The 16,382-nt window shown below is 67.0% G+C and carries 17 protein-coding genes; 10 read left to right on the forward strand and 7 right to left on the reverse strand.

Annotated features, from left to right (window positions below; all coding sequences use genetic code 11):
• From JMF90_RS03535 to metF, 3 genes are all read left to right on the forward strand, one after another.
• Positions 1 to 949: adenosylhomocysteinase (locus JMF90_RS03535; protein ID WP_201324959.1), on the forward strand; the 949-nt coding region annotated here is incomplete at its 5' end.
• Positions 950 to 1,051: 102 nt separating this feature from the next.
• Positions 1,052 to 1,405: a phage holin family protein gene (locus JMF90_RS03540; RefSeq protein ID WP_006477367.1), complete on the forward strand. Its 354-nt coding sequence runs from the start codon at positions 1,052 to 1,054 to the stop codon at positions 1,403 to 1,405.
• 34 nt (positions 1,406 to 1,439) lie between these two features.
• Complete coding sequence (gene metF / locus JMF90_RS03545) at positions 1,440 to 2,270, forward strand: methylenetetrahydrofolate reductase [NAD(P)H] (RefSeq protein WP_011546700.1); 831 nt, start codon at positions 1,440 to 1,442, stop codon at positions 2,268 to 2,270.
• A gap of 107 nt (positions 2,271 to 2,377) precedes the next feature.
• On the opposite strand, the gene JMF90_RS03550 is transcribed toward metF, so the two are convergent.
• Both JMF90_RS03550 and JMF90_RS03555 read right to left on the reverse strand, forming a co-directional pair.
• Positions 2,378 to 3,856, reverse strand: a complete 1,479-nt coding sequence (locus JMF90_RS03550; RefSeq protein ID WP_069233328.1) for an amidase — start codon at positions 3,854 to 3,856, stop codon at positions 2,378 to 2,380.
• Positions 3,857 to 3,937: 81 nt separating this feature from the next.
• Positions 3,938 to 4,630 carry a dienelactone hydrolase family protein gene (locus JMF90_RS03555; protein WP_011546698.1) on the reverse strand — a complete coding sequence of 231 codons (693 nt, stop codon included), beginning with the start codon at positions 4,628 to 4,630 and terminating at the stop codon, positions 3,938 to 3,940.
• Positions 4,631 to 4,852: 222 nt separating this feature from the next.
• Between JMF90_RS03555 and JMF90_RS03560 the strand changes: the two genes are divergently transcribed.
• A complete protein-coding gene (locus JMF90_RS03560; protein WP_175809434.1) occupies positions 4,853 to 5,935 on the forward strand; it encodes a nitronate monooxygenase family protein in 1,083 nt (360 codons plus the stop codon).
• A gap of 436 nt (positions 5,936 to 6,371) precedes the next feature.
• The gene (locus tag JMF90_RS03565) at positions 6,372 to 7,514 is read left to right on the forward strand and encodes a branched-chain amino acid ABC transporter substrate-binding protein (RefSeq protein WP_012327715.1); all 1,143 of its coding nucleotides are present in this window, start codon (positions 6,372 to 6,374) and stop codon (positions 7,512 to 7,514) included.
• A gap of 98 nt (positions 7,515 to 7,612) precedes the next feature.
• Here the strand turns inward: JMF90_RS03565 and JMF90_RS03570 are convergent, their stop codons facing one another.
• Positions 7,613 to 8,830: an MFS transporter gene (locus tag JMF90_RS03570; protein WP_054928252.1), complete on the reverse strand. Its 1,218-nt coding sequence runs from the start codon at positions 8,828 to 8,830 to the stop codon at positions 7,613 to 7,615.
• 187 nt (positions 8,831 to 9,017) lie between these two features.
• Here JMF90_RS03570 and JMF90_RS03575 point away from each other — a divergent pair, with 187 nt between their 5' ends.
• The 3 genes from JMF90_RS03575 to JMF90_RS03585 all read left to right on the forward strand — a co-directional run bounded on the left by JMF90_RS03575 (position 9,018) and on the right by JMF90_RS03585 (position 11,729).
• Positions 9,018 to 9,677, forward strand: coding sequence for a HugZ family protein (locus tag JMF90_RS03575; protein WP_054928250.1), 660 nt, complete (start codon positions 9,018 to 9,020; stop codon positions 9,675 to 9,677).
• Positions 9,678 to 10,034: 357 nt separating this feature from the next.
• Entirely contained in the window at positions 10,035 to 10,328 is a 294-nt protein-coding gene (locus JMF90_RS03580; protein ID WP_006491875.1) for an H-NS family nucleoid-associated regulatory protein, read from the forward strand.
• A 243-nt stretch (positions 10,329 to 10,571) separates the two neighbouring features.
• Positions 10,572 to 11,729: a cation diffusion facilitator family transporter gene (locus JMF90_RS03585; protein WP_175809421.1), complete on the forward strand. Its 1,158-nt coding sequence runs from the start codon at positions 10,572 to 10,574 to the stop codon at positions 11,727 to 11,729.
• 70 nt (positions 11,730 to 11,799) lie between these two features.
• On the opposite strand, the gene JMF90_RS03590 is transcribed toward JMF90_RS03585, so the two are convergent.
• The 3 genes from JMF90_RS03590 to JMF90_RS03600 form a co-directional block, all read right to left on the reverse strand.
• A complete protein-coding gene (locus JMF90_RS03590) occupies positions 11,800 to 12,270 on the reverse strand; it encodes an Lrp/AsnC family transcriptional regulator (RefSeq protein WP_006477376.1) in 471 nt (156 codons plus the stop codon).
• Positions 12,271 to 12,349: 79 nt separating this feature from the next.
• Positions 12,350 to 13,009 (reverse strand): exonuclease, encoded by a 660-nt coding sequence (locus JMF90_RS03595; protein WP_175809419.1) that lies wholly within the window; start codon positions 13,007 to 13,009, stop codon positions 12,350 to 12,352.
• The gene (locus JMF90_RS03600) at positions 13,006 to 13,650 is read right to left on the reverse strand and encodes an MBL fold metallo-hydrolase (RefSeq protein WP_077179978.1); all 645 of its coding nucleotides are present in this window, start codon (positions 13,648 to 13,650) and stop codon (positions 13,006 to 13,008) included. The genes JMF90_RS03595 and JMF90_RS03600 overlap by 4 nt, the downstream gene beginning before the upstream one ends.
• Positions 13,651 to 14,305: 655 nt before the next feature.
• On the opposite strand from JMF90_RS03600, the gene JMF90_RS03605 reads away from it, so the two are divergent.
• Positions 14,306 to 14,917 (forward strand): septal ring lytic transglycosylase RlpA family protein, encoded by a 612-nt coding sequence (locus tag JMF90_RS03605; RefSeq protein WP_012327720.1) that lies wholly within the window; start codon positions 14,306 to 14,308, stop codon positions 14,915 to 14,917.
• 78 nt (positions 14,918 to 14,995) lie between these two features.
• On the opposite strand, the gene rsmI is transcribed toward JMF90_RS03605, so the two are convergent.
• Positions 14,996 to 15,883 carry a 16S rRNA (cytidine(1402)-2'-O)-methyltransferase gene (rsmI, locus tag JMF90_RS03610; protein ID WP_175809483.1) on the reverse strand — a complete coding sequence of 296 codons (888 nt, stop codon included), beginning with the start codon at positions 15,881 to 15,883 and terminating at the stop codon, positions 14,996 to 14,998.
• A gap of 46 nt (positions 15,884 to 15,929) precedes the next feature.
• Here rsmI and JMF90_RS03615 point away from each other — a divergent pair, with 46 nt between their 5' ends.
• A complete protein-coding gene (locus tag JMF90_RS03615) occupies positions 15,930 to 16,358 on the forward strand; it encodes a YraN family protein (protein WP_175809485.1) in 429 nt (142 codons plus the stop codon).
• The last annotated feature ends 24 nt before the right edge of the window (positions 16,359 to 16,382 follow it).

Below are 16,382 nucleotides of genomic sequence, written 5' to 3' on the forward strand. Positions count from 1 at the left end.
GGTGATCGCGAAGCCGACCAACGAGGAAGAAGTCGCGCTGTACAAGTCGATCGCGGCCCACCTCGACGTCGACGCGAACTGGTACTCGAAGCGCCTCGCGCACATCAAGGGCGTGACCGAAGAGACCACGACCGGCGTGCACCGCCTGTACCAGATGGAAAAGGACGGCCGCCTGCCGTTCCCGGCGTTCAACGTGAACGATTCGGTCACGAAGTCGAAGTTCGACAACCTGTACGGCTGCCGTGAATCGCTCGTCGACGGCATCAAGCGCGCGACCGACGTGATGATCGCGGGCAAGGTCGCGGTCGTCGCGGGCTACGGCGACGTGGGCAAGGGCTGCGCGCAGTCGCTGCGCGGCCTGGGCGCGACCGTGTGGGTCACCGAAATCGATCCGATCTGCGCGCTGCAGGCGGCGATGGAAGGCTACCGCGTCGTGACGATGGAATACGCGGCCGACAAGGCCGACATCTTCGTGACGGCGACCGGCAACTACCACGTGATCAACCACGATCACATGAAGGCGATGCGTCACAACGCGATCGTCTGCAACATCGGCCACTTCGACTCGGAAATCGACGTTGCGTCGACGCGCCAGTACCAGTGGGAAAACATCAAGCCGCAGGTCGACCACATCATCTTCCCGGACGGCAAGCGCGTGATCCTGCTGGCCGAAGGCCGCCTCGTGAACCTCGGCTGCGCGACCGGCCACCCGTCGTTCGTGATGTCGAACTCGTTCGCGAACCAGACGCTCGCACAGATCGAACTGTTCACGCGCGGCGAGCAGTACGAGAACAAGGTGTACGTGCTGCCGAAGCATCTCGATGAAAAGGTCGCGCGCCTGCACCTGGCGCGCATCGGCGCGAACCTGTCGGTGCTGTCGGACGAGCAGGCTTCGTACATCGGCGTGCAGAAGGACGGCCCGTTCAAGCCGAACCACTACCGCTACTGATGTACTGATGCGCTGCCGCCGTCGCGCCGCGCGCCCGTTGCGGGCGCACGGCGCGGCGGCGCTCACCGATCGTACCGATCGACAACCGAACCGGAGCCCTCCATGAGCGTCATCCTCACCTGGGTCATCAACGCGCTGGCGCTGCTGATCATCACGTACCTCGTGCCGTCGATCCACATCAAGAGCTTCGGCACCGCGCTGATCATCGCGGTCGTGCTCGGGCTGATCAACACGGTGATCCGGCCGGTGCTGATCCTGCTGACGCTGCCCGTCACGATCGTCACGCTCGGGGTGTTCATCCTCGTCGTGAACGCGCTGTGCTTCTGGTTCGCGTCGTCGCTGCTGAAGGGCTTCGAGGTGTCGGGGTTCTGGTCCGCGTTCTTCGGTTCGATCCTGTACAGCATCGTGTCGTGGCTGCTGTCCGCCCTGATCTTCGGCCAGCGCGACATCGGCTGAGGGCCGGCGGGCGCAGGCCCAACCCCATCGAATCATGAAACCGATCGAACTCTCGTTTGAATTCTTCCCGCCGAAGACGGCGGACGGCGTCGAAAAGCTGCGCGCCACGCGCGCGCAGCTGCTGCCGCTGAAGCCGAAATTCGTCTCCGTGACGTTCGGCGCCGGTGGCTCGACGCAGCAGGGCACGCTCGATACCGTGCTCGACATGCAGAAGGACGGCCTCGAGGCCGCGCCGCACCTGTCGTGCATCGGCTCGTCGCGCGACAGCCTGCGCGCGATCCTCGACCAGTACCGCTCGCACGGCATCCGGCACATCGTCGCGCTGCGCGGTGACCTGCCGTCGGGGATGGGCGAGGTCGGCGAGCTGCGCTATGCGTCCGAGCTCGTCAGCTTCATCCGCGCCGAGCATGGCGACTGGTTCCACATCGAGGTTGCCGGTTATCCGGAGTACCACCCGCAATCGCGCTCGCCGAAGGCCGATCTCGAGAATTTCGCGCGCAAGGTGAAAGCCGGCGCGAATTCCGCGATCACGCAGTACTTCTTCAACGCGGACGCGTATTTCCGCTTCGTCGACGATGCGCGCAAGCTGGGGGTGGACGTGCCGATCGTGCCGGGCATCATGCCGATCACGAACTTCTCTCAGCTGATGCGCTTCTCCGAGATGTGCGGCGCCGAAGTGCCGCGCTGGGTCGCGCGCCGGCTCGAGAGCTTCGGCGACGATCGCGAGTCGATCCGCGCGTTCGGCGCGGACGTCGTCACGAACCTGTGCCAGCGCCTGATCGACGCGGGCGTGCCGGGGCTGCACTTCTACACGTTGAACTTGGCGACCGCCACGCGGACGATCTGCGAACGGCTCGCGGTGTAACGAGCGCCGTCACGCGGTTGCCTGCGTGAAAGCCCCGCCGGTTTGCGCCGGCGGGGCTTTTTTTTATCGTGAAGCGCCGCGCATGCCGCGTGGCGGAAGCCGCTGAATCAGCGCTGCGCCTGCATCAGCGGCGGACGGCGGTCGAACCACGGCCGCGCCTGTTCGAGCTGCCGCGCGAGCCGGAGCAGCAACGCTTCGTCCGCGTGGCGCGCGGCGAACTGCACGCCGATCGGCAGCCCGCGCGCGTTCCAGTACAGCGGCACCGACATCGCCGGCTGGCCGGTCAGGTTGAACAGCTCGGTGCAGCCGGCCCACGCGAACGCCTTCTCCGACGACTTCGCGAGCATCTCCTTCAGCAGCGGCTTCACCGGCAGCGCGGCGACCAGCTTCATCTGCGCGGATTCGAACGGCGTCGGCTGCAGTTCGCCGATCTTCACCGGTGGCCCCGCGAGCGATGCGCACAGGATCGCGTCGTAACGCGACACGAGACCGGCGACCTGCACGGTGAGCTGGCGTTGCCATTCGAGCACGTCGGGCAGGCGCGTGCGCGCGAGCCGCCGGCCCACCACGGCCATCGCCCAGGTCGCGGCCTCGAATTCGCCGCGCCGCGGCGTGCGGCCGGTCAGTTCGCGCGCGCCGAGCACCATTTCTTCGGCGATCGTCGCCCACAGCGTGAGGAAGGTTTCGGCCGCGCGCGCATAGTCGATCTGCAGCGTCGCCGGTTCGACGTGATGGCCGAGCGATTCGAGCAGCGCGGCCGCGTCGTCGAGCGCCGCGCGCGTGTCGTCGGCGAGCGCCGGCGCGAGCATCGGATCGACGACGAGGCCGATCCGCAGCGGGCCGGGCGGCGTATCGAGCGCGCCGAGGAAGGTGCCGGGCGCGCCGGGCGGCAACGTCTGGCCGGTCGTCACGTCGAGCAGCAGCGCACTGTCGCGCACGCTGCGCGACACCGCGTGCTGGACGACGAGTTCGCCGTTCGACGGCAGGTCGACGAGCACCGGGTTGCGGCTCGGCTTCAGGCCGAACAGCCCGCAGCACGACGCCGGAATGCGGATCGAGCCGCCGCCGTCGGACGCATGCGCGAGCGGCACGATGCCGGCCGCGACGGCCGCCGCCGCGCCGCCGCTCGAACCGCCCGGCGTGTGATCGAGATTCCACGGGTTGCGGCACGCGCCGAACAGTGCCGGTTCGGTGTACGGCATCTGGCCGATCTCGGACGTGTTGGTCTTGCCGAATACGTTCAGGCCCGCCGCGCGGCTGCGCGCGATCACCGGCGAATCGTCGGCCGGCACGAAGTAGCGGTAGTGCCGGCTGCCCATCGACAGCGGCAGCCCGGCGACCGCCGCGCCGAGATCCTTGACGAGATACGGCACGCCCGCGAACGGCGTAGCGGCGCCCGGTTCGGGCGCGCCCGCCGCACGTTCCCGCGCGGCTTCGTAGTCCTGCAGCACGATCGCATTGATTGCGCCGTTGACCGCTTCGGCCTGGCCGATCGCGGCGTCGAGCAGTTCGCGCGGGCTGGCCTGGCGGTCGCGCACGAGCGCGGCGAGGCCGATTGCGTCATGCGCGAGATAGTCCGAGTGCATCGCGGTCACCCCCGTTGTGACTCGTGGCGATGGTGCGAGCATAACGCGAGCCCGGCGTGGCGGGCCCGCTGCCGGGCCTTTTTAGAGATGCTCGGCGAGGAAGGTCAGCGTGCGGCCGTGCGCGAGCGCCGCGGCACGCTGGTTGTACGACGCGCGGTCCGTGCAGTTGAAGCCGTGCTCGGCGCCCGGGTACACGTGGAACGACGCATCGCCGTGGCCGGCGAACGCGGCCTTCACCTGGTCGACGGCGGTGAGCGGAATGCCGTGGTCGTTTTCCGCGTAGTGGAACAGGATCGGCTGCGTGACCTGGCCGGCGAGGTCGAGCGCGTTCTGGATGCCGCCGCCGTAATAGGACACCGCCGCGTCGAGCTTGCCGGTCGCGGCCGCGCGGTACGCGAGCTGGCCGCCGAAGCAGTAGCCGATCGCGGCGAGCTTGCCGGCCACTTCGGGGCGGGCGCGCAACGCGTCGGCCGCCGCGCCGATGTCCGCGACCGCGAGACCCACGTCGGTCTTTTTCATCAGCTCGATGCCCTTGTCGCGATCCGCGCCTTCGTAGGTCAGCTCGACGCGCGGCTGCGTGCGCCAGAACACGTCGGGCGCGAGCGCGACGAAGCCGTCGGCCGCGTACTGGTCGGCGACCGCACGGATGTGCGCGTTCACGCCGAAGATCTCCTGGATGATGATGACGGCAGGGCCCTTGCCGCGCTTGGGCAATGCGAGATAGCCGCCGAAGCTGTCGTTACCGGTCGGGATGTCGATCCATTGGGCAGTCACGTTCTGAACTCCTGGCGTGCGGGGTGCGCGAGGCGCCCCGGGGTGAAAAGAAGGCGGCCTAGTGTGCCACCAATCGTTCGGTGCTGCAGTGCACGCGGGCGCTTCTCGCGCAGCGATCGTTTCGATCTCGATTATTCATTTTTCGGCGCCGCGCCGCTTCGATAGAGTCGATGTGTCGGCCTTTACAAAGCGCTTTCGCGCATCGTCATCGAAGGATTCGCCATGTCCGCCCGCTCGTTTTCCACGCCCTTTTCCGAACGCTTCGGCCTGCGTCTGCCGCTCGTGCAGGCGCCGATGGTCGGCGCGACCACGACCGCGATGGCCGCCGCCGCATCGAATGCCGGTGCGCTCGGCAGCTTCGGCGCCGGCGCGCTCGCGCCTGAGCGTATCGAAGCCGAAGTCGCCGCGATCCGCGCGGCGACCGATCGCCCGTTCGCGATCAACCTGTTCGTGTTGCCCGATGACGCCGCGCCGGACGCGGCGACCGTCGCGCGCGCACTCGCGGCGATCGACCCGCTGAACGCCGCGCTCGGCCTGCCGCCGGGCACGGCGCCCGCGCGCTACGCGCCCGATTTCCGCGCGCAGCTCGATGCGCTCGTCGCGCTGCGCGTGCCGGTCGCGAGCTTCACGTTCGGCGTGCTCGACGCGGTCGACGTCGCCCGCCTGAAAGCCGCCGGCACGTATGTGATCGGCACCGCGACGCACGTCGCCGAAGGGCTCGCTTGGCAGGCGGCCGGCGCCGATGCGATCTCCGCGCAGGGCGTCGAGGCCGGCGGCCATCGCGGCACCTTCATCGGTTCAGCCGAGGACGCGCTGATCGGCACGTTCGCGCTGGTCCCGCAGCTCGTCGACGCGACCGGCCTGCCCGTACTGGCCGCGGGCGGCATCATGGACGGCCGCGGTATCGCGGCCGCACTGGCGCTCGGCGCGCAGGGCGCGCAGCTCGGCACCGCGTTCCTCACGTGCGCGGAAAGTGCGATCGCCGCGGACTGGAAGGCACGCCTGCTCGCGAGCGCCGATACGTCGACGCAGGTCACGCGCGCGATCACCGGCCGTCATGCACGCGGGCTGCGCAATACGCTGATGGCGCGGCTCGGCGAGCACGTGGCCGACGTCCCGCCGTATCCGGTGCAGAACGCGCTGACCCAGCCGTTGCGCCAGGCCGCCGCGCGCGCGAACGACGGCGACTACCTGTCGCTGTGGGCCGGGCAGGGCGCGCCGCTCGCGCGGCGGCGCGGCGATGCGTTGACGACGTCGCAACTGGTCGCCGCGCTCGACGCGGAGTGGCGCGCATCGGCTGCCTGAACGCTGCTTCAACCGCTGGAACGATGGATATCGGACGACGAAACGCGCGTGCTGTCACGCGCGTTTCATTCAATGATCGCGGGCACAAAATACCGAATCGAAATGCCCGCACGAATCGATTGAAACGACCTTTCCGCAGTGTGCTGGAACTAGCGGAAACCCTTATCCGTCGGGGCTTGCAGCGCCATTCGAGTCATCCCTCCAAAGCGCGCATATCGGTAGTGTTACCACTATCCTAAAAAAGTCCCACAAATTAATTTGATCACCTACACTTGCGCGCAAGTACGAGCGGGCGGCTGCTAAAAGCGGCTGTTTTCACGTGCTTGAGGCCAAGTGCATGAACGATGCAACCGGCGAATCGTCCAGTGATTGAAACACGGGGATGGCAGCGGGGCACCGGGCGATGGCGTTTTTTGGGACCGAACTGGAGACTTACATGAATATCAAGATGCAAAAGCTGTTGCCGATCACCGCGGCAGCGATGCTGTGCGCTGCAGCTGCAAGCAACGCGTCCGCCGATCAAGTCGTCAAGATCGGCCACGTCGCGCCGTTGACGGGCGGCATTGCACACCTGGGCAAGGACAACGAAAACGGTGCACGTCTCGCAGTCGAGGAGATCAACGCGAAGGGCCTCACGATCGGCGGCCAGAAGATCACGCTGCAACTCGACCCGCAGGATGACGCCGCCGACCCGCGGCAGGCGACGCAGGTTGCGCAGAAGCTCGTCGACGACAAGGTCGTCGCGGTGGTCGGCCACCTGAACTCGGGCACGTCGATCCCGGCCTCGAAGATCTACAGCGATGCGGGCATCGTGCAGATCTCGCCGTCGGCGACCAACCCGGCGTACACGCAGCAAGGCTTCAAGACCACGTATCGCGTGGTGGCGACCGATGCGCAGCAGGGCCCGGCACTGGCGAACTACGCGCACTCGAAGGGCATCAAGAGCGTGGCGGTGGTCGACGATTCGACCGCGTACGGCCAGGGTCTCGCGAACGAGTTCGAGAAGAAGGCGAAGGCGCTCGGCCTGAAGGTGATGTCGCATGACGCGACGAACGACAAGGCGGTCGACTTCCGCGCGATTCTGACCAAGATCAAGGGCGAAAACCCGGACGCGATCATGTACGGCGGCATGGACGCCACCGGCGGCCCGTTCGCGAAACAGGCGAAGCAGCTCGGCCTGCGCGCGAAGATCTTCGCGGGCGACGGCGTGTGCACGGAAAAGCTGGCCGACCTGGCCGGCGACGCGACCGACAACATCGTGTGCTCGGAAGCCGGCGCTTCGCTCGAGAAGATGCCGGGCGGCAACGCGTTCAAGGCGAAGTACGAGAAGCGCTTCGGCCAGCCGATCCAGATCTACGCACCGTTCACGTATGACGCCGTGTACATCATCGCCGACGCGATGAAGCGCGCGAACTCGACGGACCCGGACAAGATCCTCGCGGCGATGCCGGCGACGAAGTACACGGGCGTGATCGGCACGACGACCTTCGACTCGAAGGGCGACCTGCAGCACGGCGTGATCTCGCTGTACAACTACAAGAGCGGCAAGAAGTCGCTGCTCGACGAAGTGAAGATGTAACGCGACGCGCGATCGACAAGCGGTCGACAGGAGGGTGAAGCGCGCATGCGGCAACGCATGCGCGCTTTCTTTTTGGGCCGGCGTGTGCGGCCGCGCCGTCAGATCTTCAGGTGCGCGAGCACCTTCGGCGCGACCAGTGCGACGAGCGCCGCGCACAGCGCGACGACCGACAGGCCGACCGTCAGGTTCGACGCCTGCGCGACCGCGCCGATCGCGACCGGACCGAACAGCAGTCCGAAATACGCGAGCCCGGCCACGTGCGCGAGCCCTTCGGCCGCGTGGATGCCTTTTACGCGCGCCGCGGCCGCGAACAGCACGGGCATCATGTTGGCCAGCCCGAGTCCCATCAGCGTGAAACCGGTCAGCACCGCGGCCGAATACGGCAGCAGCAGCGCGCCGATCATCCCCGCGCAGGCGAGCGACGCGCTCGCGAACACGAGCTGCGGCGCGCCGAAGCGGGCGCGCACGGCGTCGCCCGCGAAGCGCGCGATGGCCATCCCGCCCGAGAACGCCGCATACGCGGCACTCGCGAGCGCGGGGCTCGCCGCGACCACGTCACGCATGTAGACCGTCGCCCAGTCGTACATCGCACCTTCGGCGATCAGCGCGATCAGCGCGATGCCGCCGAGCATCCACAACGCGGGCGAGCGCCAGCGGTTGCCGCCGCCGTGCGCCTGTTCGTGATGCGGCACGTGCGGCAGCACGGCCGGGCTCGCGGCCACGAGCACCGCGGCGCCCACCGCCGCCGCGAGCGCCAGATGCGCGGCCGGCGCCATGCCGGCCGACAGCAGCGCGCCGCCGGCCGCCGCGCCGGCCATCCCGCCGATGCTGAACATCCCGTGCAGCGACGACATGATCGGTTTGCCGAGCGCGATTTCGACCGCGCTGGCCTCGGCATTCATCGCGACGTCGAGCGTCGCCATCGAGAAGCCGAACAGCGCGAGCACCGCGAGCAGCATCCAGTAGTCGGGGACGACGAGGATCAGCGCCGCGCACGCGGACATCACGAGGCCGCCGGCGAGGCACGCGGTGCGCGAGCCGACGCGCGCGATCCAGCGCGCGATGCTCAGCATCGCGACGATCGACCCGCCGGCGACCGCGAACAGCGCGATCGACAGCAGCCCGGGGCTCAGCGCGAACTTGTCGCGCACGGTCGGCACGTGCACGCCCCACGACGCGTACATCATGCCGGCGACGAAGAACAGCGCCATCGACGCGGTGCGCGCGCGCTGGCGGGCCGGCAGCGGCAGGACGCGATGCGCGTCGGGCGGCGCGGCGAACGGGGACGACGATTCGGGGGAAGAGGATTGGGACACGGGAAGGCTCGTCAGGAAAATGCACGGGCGCACGCGGCGCCCGTCGGATGGGTCCGATTCTATCGAACCGCTTACGTTCCTGCCGCGCGCTGGCCGTTCGGCCGATGCGCGGCGCGCGGCGCCAGCGGGTAACATCAACGCGCATGCGGCATGCCCGACGCGCCGCCTTTCGACCGCAGGAGTCCGCTTGAACATCGATCCCGCCTTCGCCCTGCATCTGCTGCATCGCTGCGCGCTCGGCACGCTCGCCACCCATACGCGCGAGCCGCAGGGCTTTCCGTATCCGACCGTCGTGCCGTTTGCACCCGATGCAAGCCATCGGCCGGTGATCCTGGTGAGCGGCCTGGCCGAGCACACGCGCAATCTCGTTGCCGATCCGCGCGCGGGTTTCCTCGTCGTCGACGCAAGCGACGGCGATGTCCTGAACGCCGAGCGCGCGACGCTGCTGGGCCGGTTCGTGCCGCTCGGCGACGATCCGCACGTCACCGCGCGCTACCTGCGCTACGAGCCGGACGCCGCGCGCTATCTCGCGCTCGGCGATTTCGCGTTCTGGGCGCTCGAGATCGAGCGGCTGCGCTATATCGGCGGGTTCGGGCGAATGGGCTGGGTCGACGGCACGCAGCTCGATACGCTGCCGCCGCTCGCGTTCGACGACGAACAGGCGCTGTGGCACGCCTACGAGGCGGGCGATGCACACCGCGACGGGCTCGACCTGCTCGGCGTCGATCGCCATGGCGCCGACTGGCGATGCGACGGTCGCCGGGTGCGCACGCCGTTCGAGTCGCCATCGGCCGATACCGGTGCATTGCGCGAGCGGCTGATCGCCAGCGCAAAGGATGTGACGTGACGTCGCGGGTCAGCGATTTGTCCGTTTAGCAAACCGCGTCATGTGGTTTTCGCAAAACTGTCGTCCGATGAAAGCTTTGATTTTTTCGAATGCAGGGTAATTGCGTATGTTGATAGACCTAATAGCCAATCGCTAATGTCCTAATCTCTATGTAGGAGCGTGAAAATTTGAGAAAAGGCCGCGTCCGGTCAAAATGACATGTGCGAATTACAATCGGTCTCGGGATTTTCGTGAATCTCGCTTCTATCAAATCTTTTTTGTGCTAATCTCTGCCTTCGAAAATCCGAGGCACATATATTTCATGGAATGGTGAGCTGGCTGCAGACCGGCGCCATTGGTCAGATAGAAAGGGAAACTATGTCTTCTTACAAGGACCTGCTGGCCCAGCGGGAGAAGCTGGAGAAGCAAATCGAAGAAGCGAAGTCGCGTGAATACGCTGAAGTGCTGAATGACGTGAAGCAGAAAATTGCCGACTACGGCTTTTCGCTCGCCGAACTCGGTCTCAGCCGCGCGAAGGCCGGCAAGGTCGGTCGTCCGCGCGCAGGCGTGGCGGCAAAGTACCGCGATCCGGAAACGGGCGCGACGTGGTCGGGTCGTGGCAAGCCGCCGCGCTGGATCGCAGGCAAGAACCGCGAGCAGTTCGCGATTTAAACGTTCGTTTAGGTTGCCCGCTCTTCAAAAGAGCCGCGTGTCCGTCGAGGAGCGCGGCTTTTTTGTTTTCCGGTCACCGGCAGGCTCGTCGGCATCGTCATGAAAATGTAAGCATGCCGTGTGAATGAAAATGCGACACGTTCGTATAAGCGATTGATTTAAATGAGAAATTTTTGGGTATTGGAAGGGCTTGCGCGGCGGCTTTGATAGAATTGCGTACCGCACACCGATATTTCATATTTCATGTCCACGTTTTCCGGCGACGCGCAGGGCGCAGATAAGCACGCAGTTGCGCGCAAGAGCACGCTCGTCAGTATTGTCCTGAATGTCGTGCTTGCGACATTTCAGATTGCCGTCGGCGTGATTGCGCATTCGCAGGCATTGATTGCCGACGGCGTGCATTCGATTTCCGATTTGATCTCGGATTTTGTCGTGCTGGTTGCGAATCGGCATAGCGGCGCATCGCCGGATGCCGACCACAATTACGGCCATAGCCGCTACGAGACGGTCGCGTCGCTGTTTCTCGGCGCGATCCTGATTGCGGTTGGTATCGGCATGCTCTGGCGTGCCGGCGATCGTCTCGTTAATCTCGAAAACATTCCGGCCGTGCATTTTTCCGCGCTGATCGTTGCGCTGACGGTGCTCGTGTCGAAGGAAGCGCTGTTTCGCTACATGCTGCGCGAAGCACGGCGCGTGCGTTCGGCGATGCTGGTCGCCAACGCGTGGCATGCGCGTTCGGATGCCGCGTCGTCGCTCGTCGTCGCGATCGGCATCGTCGGCAGCCTGGCCGGCGTGCGATTGCTCGACCCGATCGCGGCGGCCATCGTCGGCTTCATGGTCGCGCGCATGGGGTGGACGTTCGGCTATGACGCGTTGCAGGACCTCTCCGACCGCGCGCTCGATACGGCCGACACGGCCGAGATCCGCGCGCTGCTCGCCGCGACGCCCGGCGTGCGCGACGTGCACGACCTGCGCACGCGCAAGATGGGCGATGCCGCGCTCGTCGATGCGCACATCCTCGTCGATCCGAAGATCTCCGTCTCCGAAGGGCATTACATCGCCGAGACCGCGCGGGCGCGTGTGTTGTCCGACCCGCGCGTGCTCGATGCGTTGATCCACGTCGACCCGGAGAACGATGCGGCGCGCCGTCCGGCGCTCGCGTTGCCGCCGCGCGGCGAGCTCGCGGCGCGGCTCGAGGCCGCGCTCGCGCAGCGCGGGCTGCGCGCGGCGGCGATCAACCTGCATTACCTGAGTACGGGGCTCGAGGTCGACGTGACGCTCGACAGCGATCCGCGCGACACCGATGCGGCGCTGACCGGCCGGCTCGACATCGATACGCTGAAGCGCGAGTTCGGCGCGCGCCGGATCAGCTTCACGCGCACGTTGTCCGCGCGGACGTGACCGGCAGCGCCAGCCGGCAACCGCCGCCGGCAACCGCGAACGCGGCCCGCCGCAGGGGCCGGGCCGCGGCTTACAGCGGCAATTGCGTGTCGAACTTGATTTCGCGCAGCACGACGCTCGTGCGCACCTGCGACACGGCCGGGATCTTGAAGATGCGTTCGTGCAGGAACACGTCGTAGGCCTTGATGTCCGGCGCGACGATCTTGAGGATGTAATCGGCTTCGCCGGTGGTGCTGTAGCACTCGGTGACTTCCGGACAGGTGGCGATCTCGCGCTCGAACTGCTCGACGCCGCCTTCGTTGTGGCGCGTCAGGTGCACGTGCGCGAGCGCGCAGACGTGCAGGCCGAGCTTCTCGCGATCGAGCAGCGCCGTGTAGCGCTGGATCACGCCCGACTGTTCCATGTCCTTGATGCGGCGCCAGCACGGCGTGCTCGACAGCCCGACCTGGTCGGAGATTTCCTGAACGGAACGGCGCGCGTCGAGCTGCAACAGGCGAAGGATTTTTTGCGAAAAGGAATCGAGCGTCACCTGCGCCTCCATGCGGCAGCTACAACACGCTGAATGTTAGAGGGCCGGGAAAGGAAAGGCAATCTGGCGACGCGCCGTTGAGCGAGATTCGCTAATTTGCTCGCGGATCCGTGGGATTTTGTCCCGCCCCCCCGCTTTCCGACCGATCGGTATCCGACACGGCCAGGCCCGCGAGCGCGGCTTGCTGCCGGCGCAGATCGGCGAGCATGTTGCAGAACAGCGCGCCTTGCTCGATCGCGTCGTCGAGCGCGACGTGCGTGTGCGGATGGTCGTCGAACCAGTGCTTCGGAAAGCGCGGCTTGATCGCCTTGCGGTACGGCAGGCCGGTCATCGCGAACGCGAGCGTCTTGATGTCGAGCGCGGACCACGAGAACGGGCAGCGCCCCGCGAAGCGCATCATGTACCAGAACATGAACGTGAAATCGAAGCCGGCCGGCATCGCGACGAATACCGGCTTGCCGGGCAGCGCCTCGACCCATTCGACGTAGGCGACCAGCGCCGCCTCGGGCGCCTGCAGATCGCGCCGGCAGGCGGCCCAGGCTTCCGGCTCGGTCTTCCACCAGGCTTCCTGCACCGGGTGCGCGTGCGCGCCGGGCAGCGTCTCGAGGTTCGCCGAGAACGTCGCGATCAGCTGCTTGTCCTCGGTATAGGCGGCCGACGCGAAGCTCAGCATCGAGTGCGGGCCGGGAATCGGGCCGTCGGCCTCGACGTCGGTGCTGACGTAAATTTCCGGGATGGCGGTCTGGTTCATCCGAATACCTTGTCGGACACGAACGGATTCGTGCGGCGCTCGTCGCCGAACGTCGACACCGGGCCATGGCCGGGCACGAACGTGACGTCGTCGCCGAGCGGCCACAGTTTTTCCTTGATCGAACGGACGAGATCCTCGTGATTGCCGCGCGGGAAATCGGTCCGGCCGATCGAGCCTGCGAACAGCACGTCGCCGACGATCGCGACGCGATGCGCGCGGCTGAAGAACACGACGTGGCCGGGCGTGTGGCCCGGACAGTGATAGACCTCGAGCGTCTCGTCGCCGAACTGCACGGTGTCGCCGTCGTTCAGCCACTGGTCGGGCTCGAAGACGTCGGCGGCCGGAAAGCCGAAGCGCTCGCTCTGCATCGGCAGCTTCTCGATCCAGAAGCGCTCTTCTTCCTGCGGCCCCTCGATCGGCACGCCGTAGTGCGTCGCGAGCGTCTTCGCGCCCGCGCAGTGGTCGATGTGCCCGTGCGTGAGCAGCACCTTTTCGACCTGCACGTTCTGCCGCGCGACTTCCTGTTCGATGCGGTCGAGATCGCCGCCCGGATCGACGACGGCGGCGCGGCCCGTCTTCTCGCAGACGAGCAGCGAGCAGTTCTGCTGGAACGGCGTGACCGGAATGAGCGTGACTTTCATGGGTGCACCGGCGGCTAAAAGGAGCGATTGTACCGGTCGCGCGTACGGGCTGCCGGGCGTGCGATGCATGCGGCGGCGTGCCGATCAGGGCATTCCCGGAGCATGCCGATTGTTACAGTCATAGAGAGAATCAATGGTGCGCCCGGGGTGCTTTTCGAGACAAGGTTTTGATTTATGTATAATGCGCTCCATTGCACGTGAATTTCACGCAATTCGCTGGTGTTTCGGCCCCGTTAAACGAGGCGTTCGATTCACCGTCAAGCATCAGCCGCCGGGGAGTCCGGCGGTGTATCCAGCACCGAACATTCGGTGCTCACGTCTTGTCCGGCCGGGTGCTGCGCGCCCGCCTGCGGCCCTGCTGCCGCGCCGCCGGATGAGGCCTGTGCCGCCGTTCCTGTGCGTTGGTCGTAGCGACGCGCGCGAACGTGAAGCCATGTTCGATGGCGGCATGTGGGGTCTGGTCAGGCTGTTGGGGACAGGTTGCGCCAGACGTGAAAGCTAATCAGGACGGTTGCGGCCAGGACGAAGGCCGCGCCCATGCTAGCCGCCTGCTCGCATTCGAGCGGGGCGTGCACGCATTTGCCGTCCGGGCCGCATCTCTGCGTTGTGAAGCAGCGTTGTATCGATGCGGCCCGAACCAGAAGGCGACACGTCGATGAATTTACGTTTTCCGAGCCGATTCGGAACCATTGCATTGTTTTTTGCGCTGACGGGCTGTGCGGTGCCATCCAGCCAGACCACCGGCAGCGTGAACCAGAAGAAGGCCGTCGACAAGACGGCCGCCGCCGCGAAGGCGGACGACGACAAGCAGCCGCTCAGTTTCGATTCCGCGCTGGCATCGATGCCGGCCGCCGACAGCAAGGACGCGAAGAAGTCGTCGCTGGCGGACGCCGAGCCGATCGACGGCAAGGATGTGTCCGAGTTCCGCCAGAGCGGCCGCGCATCGTGGTACGGGCGGGATTTCCACGGCCGCCGCACCGCGAACGGCGAACGCTTCAATATGAACGCGTTCACCGCCGCGCACCGCACGCTGCCGCTGTCGTCGTACATCAAGGTGACGAACGCCTCGACCGGCAAGTGGGTCGTCGTGAAGGTCAACGACCGCGGGCCGTTCAAGCGCGGCCGCGTGCTCGACCTGTCCTATGCGGCGGCCAAGGTGATCGGTCTCGTGCACGCCGGCACGGGCCGCGTGAAGATCGAAGGGCTGTCGCCGCAGGAAGCGCGCGAGGCCCGCGACGAAATGTTCGCGTCGATCTCGGCGAAGTAACCCGGCGGATCGTCCGTTCATGCGCAAAGGGCTGCCTTCCGGCAGCCCTTTGTCGTTTCCGCGCGGCGGCGTCGCGCGTCAGTCCTCCTTGCCTTCCTTCAGCACGAGCGCACGCGCATACAGCGTGTTGCGCGATGCGCCCGTCAGCGCGGCCGCGAGCTTCGCCGCGCTCTTCACCGGCACCTCTTCCAGCAGCAGCCTGAGCAGCGCGTCGTGCGCGGTGTCGTCGGCTTCGCCGCTGGCCGTCGGCGCGCCTTCGACCACCAGCACGAACTCGCCGCGCTGCCGGTTCGCATCGCCGGCGAGCCAGCTCTGTCCTTCGGCCAGGGTGCCCTGGAACAACTGCTCGTGTAGCTTGGTGAGCTCGCGCGCGATCAGCAGCCGGCGCGCGGGGCCGAACGCTTCGGCGAGCGCGGCGACGGTTTCGGCGATCCGGTGCGGCGCTTCGTAGAACACCAGCGCGTACGGGTGCGACACCAGCGCTTGCAGCGCGGTCGCGCGCTGTTTCGCCTTCGGCGGCAGGAAGCCCGCGAACGTGAACGCGCCGGCCCAGTCGCCGGCCACGCTCAGCGCGGTCACGGCCGCGCTCGCGCCAGGCAGCGGAACCACCGTGAAGCCGGCCGCGCGCACGGCGTCGACGAGGCGCGCGCCGGGGTCCGAGATGCCGGGCGTGCCGGCGTCCGACACGTAGGCCACGCGTTCGCCGCCGCGCAGCAGTTCGATCACGCGCTGCGCGGCTTCGCGTTCGTTGTGCTCGTGCACGGCGACGAGCGGTTTCGAGATCCCGTAGCGGGCGAGCAGCTGGCCCGTGTTGCGGGTGTCTTCGGCGGCGATGCGGTCGGCGAGGCCGAGCACGTGCAGCGCGCGCAGCGTGATGTCGGCCGTATTGCCGATCGGCGTGGCGACCACGTAGAGCGTGGCGTCCGGGTAGTGCTGCGTATGCGCGAGTTCGAGGAGGGCAGTCATGGCAGGCAATGCACGCAGTCGCGGCACGAACGGAACAAGGACGGCATTGTGCCACGCGGCGCCGGCGCGGCCGGAGGCGGCGCGCGGTCGGCCGCCTTCGGGCGACAACTTTTCCGGCGCGGCGCGATCCAAACCGGTCGGCGCGGCGTTCGAGCAACGCGCGCGGCAGTTTCTCGAGCGACATGGCCTCGGGTTCGTCGCCGCGAACGTGACGATGCGCGGCGGCGAGCTCGATCTCGTGATGCGCGAGCCTGACGGCATGCTCGTGTTCGTCGAAGTGCGCGCGCGGCGCAGTACCCGGCACGGCGGTGCGGCCGCGAGCGTCGGCTGGCGCAAGCGGCGGCGTCTGGTCGCGGCCGCGTTGCAGTTCTGGTCGCGGCATGGCGCCGGCGTCGCGTGCCGTTTCGATGTCGTCGCGTTCGAGGCCGGCCGGCTTGCATGGCTGCGCGACGCATTTCGTACCGACGATGCGTAGCCGCGAGCTGTGACGAGATGTAAA

Origin of the sequence: Burkholderia sp. E168m23, from assembly GCF_016586125.1 — a bacterium.
GTDB classification, from domain to species: domain Bacteria; phylum Pseudomonadota; class Gammaproteobacteria; order Burkholderiales; family Burkholderiaceae; genus Burkholderia; species Burkholderia orbicola.

Coding starts and splice junctions, on each gene's coding strand:
- metF (WP_011546700.1), top strand. CDS start 1,440: ATGAAACCGATCGAACTCTCGTTTGAATTCTTCCCGCCGAAGACGGCG.
- JMF90_RS03585 (WP_175809421.1), top strand. CDS start 10,572: ATGTCCACGTTTTCCGGCGACGCGCAGGGCGCAGATAAGCACGCAGTT.
- JMF90_RS03590 (WP_006477376.1), bottom strand. CDS start 12,270: ATGGAGGCGCAGGTGACGCTCGATTCCTTTTCGCAAAAAATCCTTCGC.
- JMF90_RS03605 (WP_012327720.1), top strand. CDS start 14,306: ATGAATTTACGTTTTCCGAGCCGATTCGGAACCATTGCATTGTTTTTT.
- JMF90_RS03540 (WP_006477367.1), top strand. CDS start 1,052: ATGAGCGTCATCCTCACCTGGGTCATCAACGCGCTGGCGCTGCTGATC.
- rsmI (WP_175809483.1), bottom strand. CDS start 15,883: ATGACTGCCCTCCTCGAACTCGCGCATACGCAGCACTACCCGGACGCC.
- JMF90_RS03560 (WP_175809434.1), top strand. CDS start 4,853: ATGTCCGCCCGCTCGTTTTCCACGCCCTTTTCCGAACGCTTCGGCCTG.
- JMF90_RS03550 (WP_069233328.1), bottom strand. CDS start 3,856: ATGCACTCGGACTATCTCGCGCATGACGCAATCGGCCTCGCCGCGCTC.
- JMF90_RS03580 (WP_006491875.1), top strand. CDS start 10,035: ATGTCTTCTTACAAGGACCTGCTGGCCCAGCGGGAGAAGCTGGAGAAG.
- JMF90_RS03595 (WP_175809419.1), bottom strand. CDS start 13,009: ATGAACCAGACCGCCATCCCGGAAATTTACGTCAGCACCGACGTCGAG.
- JMF90_RS03565 (WP_012327715.1), top strand. CDS start 6,372: ATGAATATCAAGATGCAAAAGCTGTTGCCGATCACCGCGGCAGCGATG.
- JMF90_RS03600 (WP_077179978.1), bottom strand. CDS start 13,650: ATGAAAGTCACGCTCATTCCGGTCACGCCGTTCCAGCAGAACTGCTCG.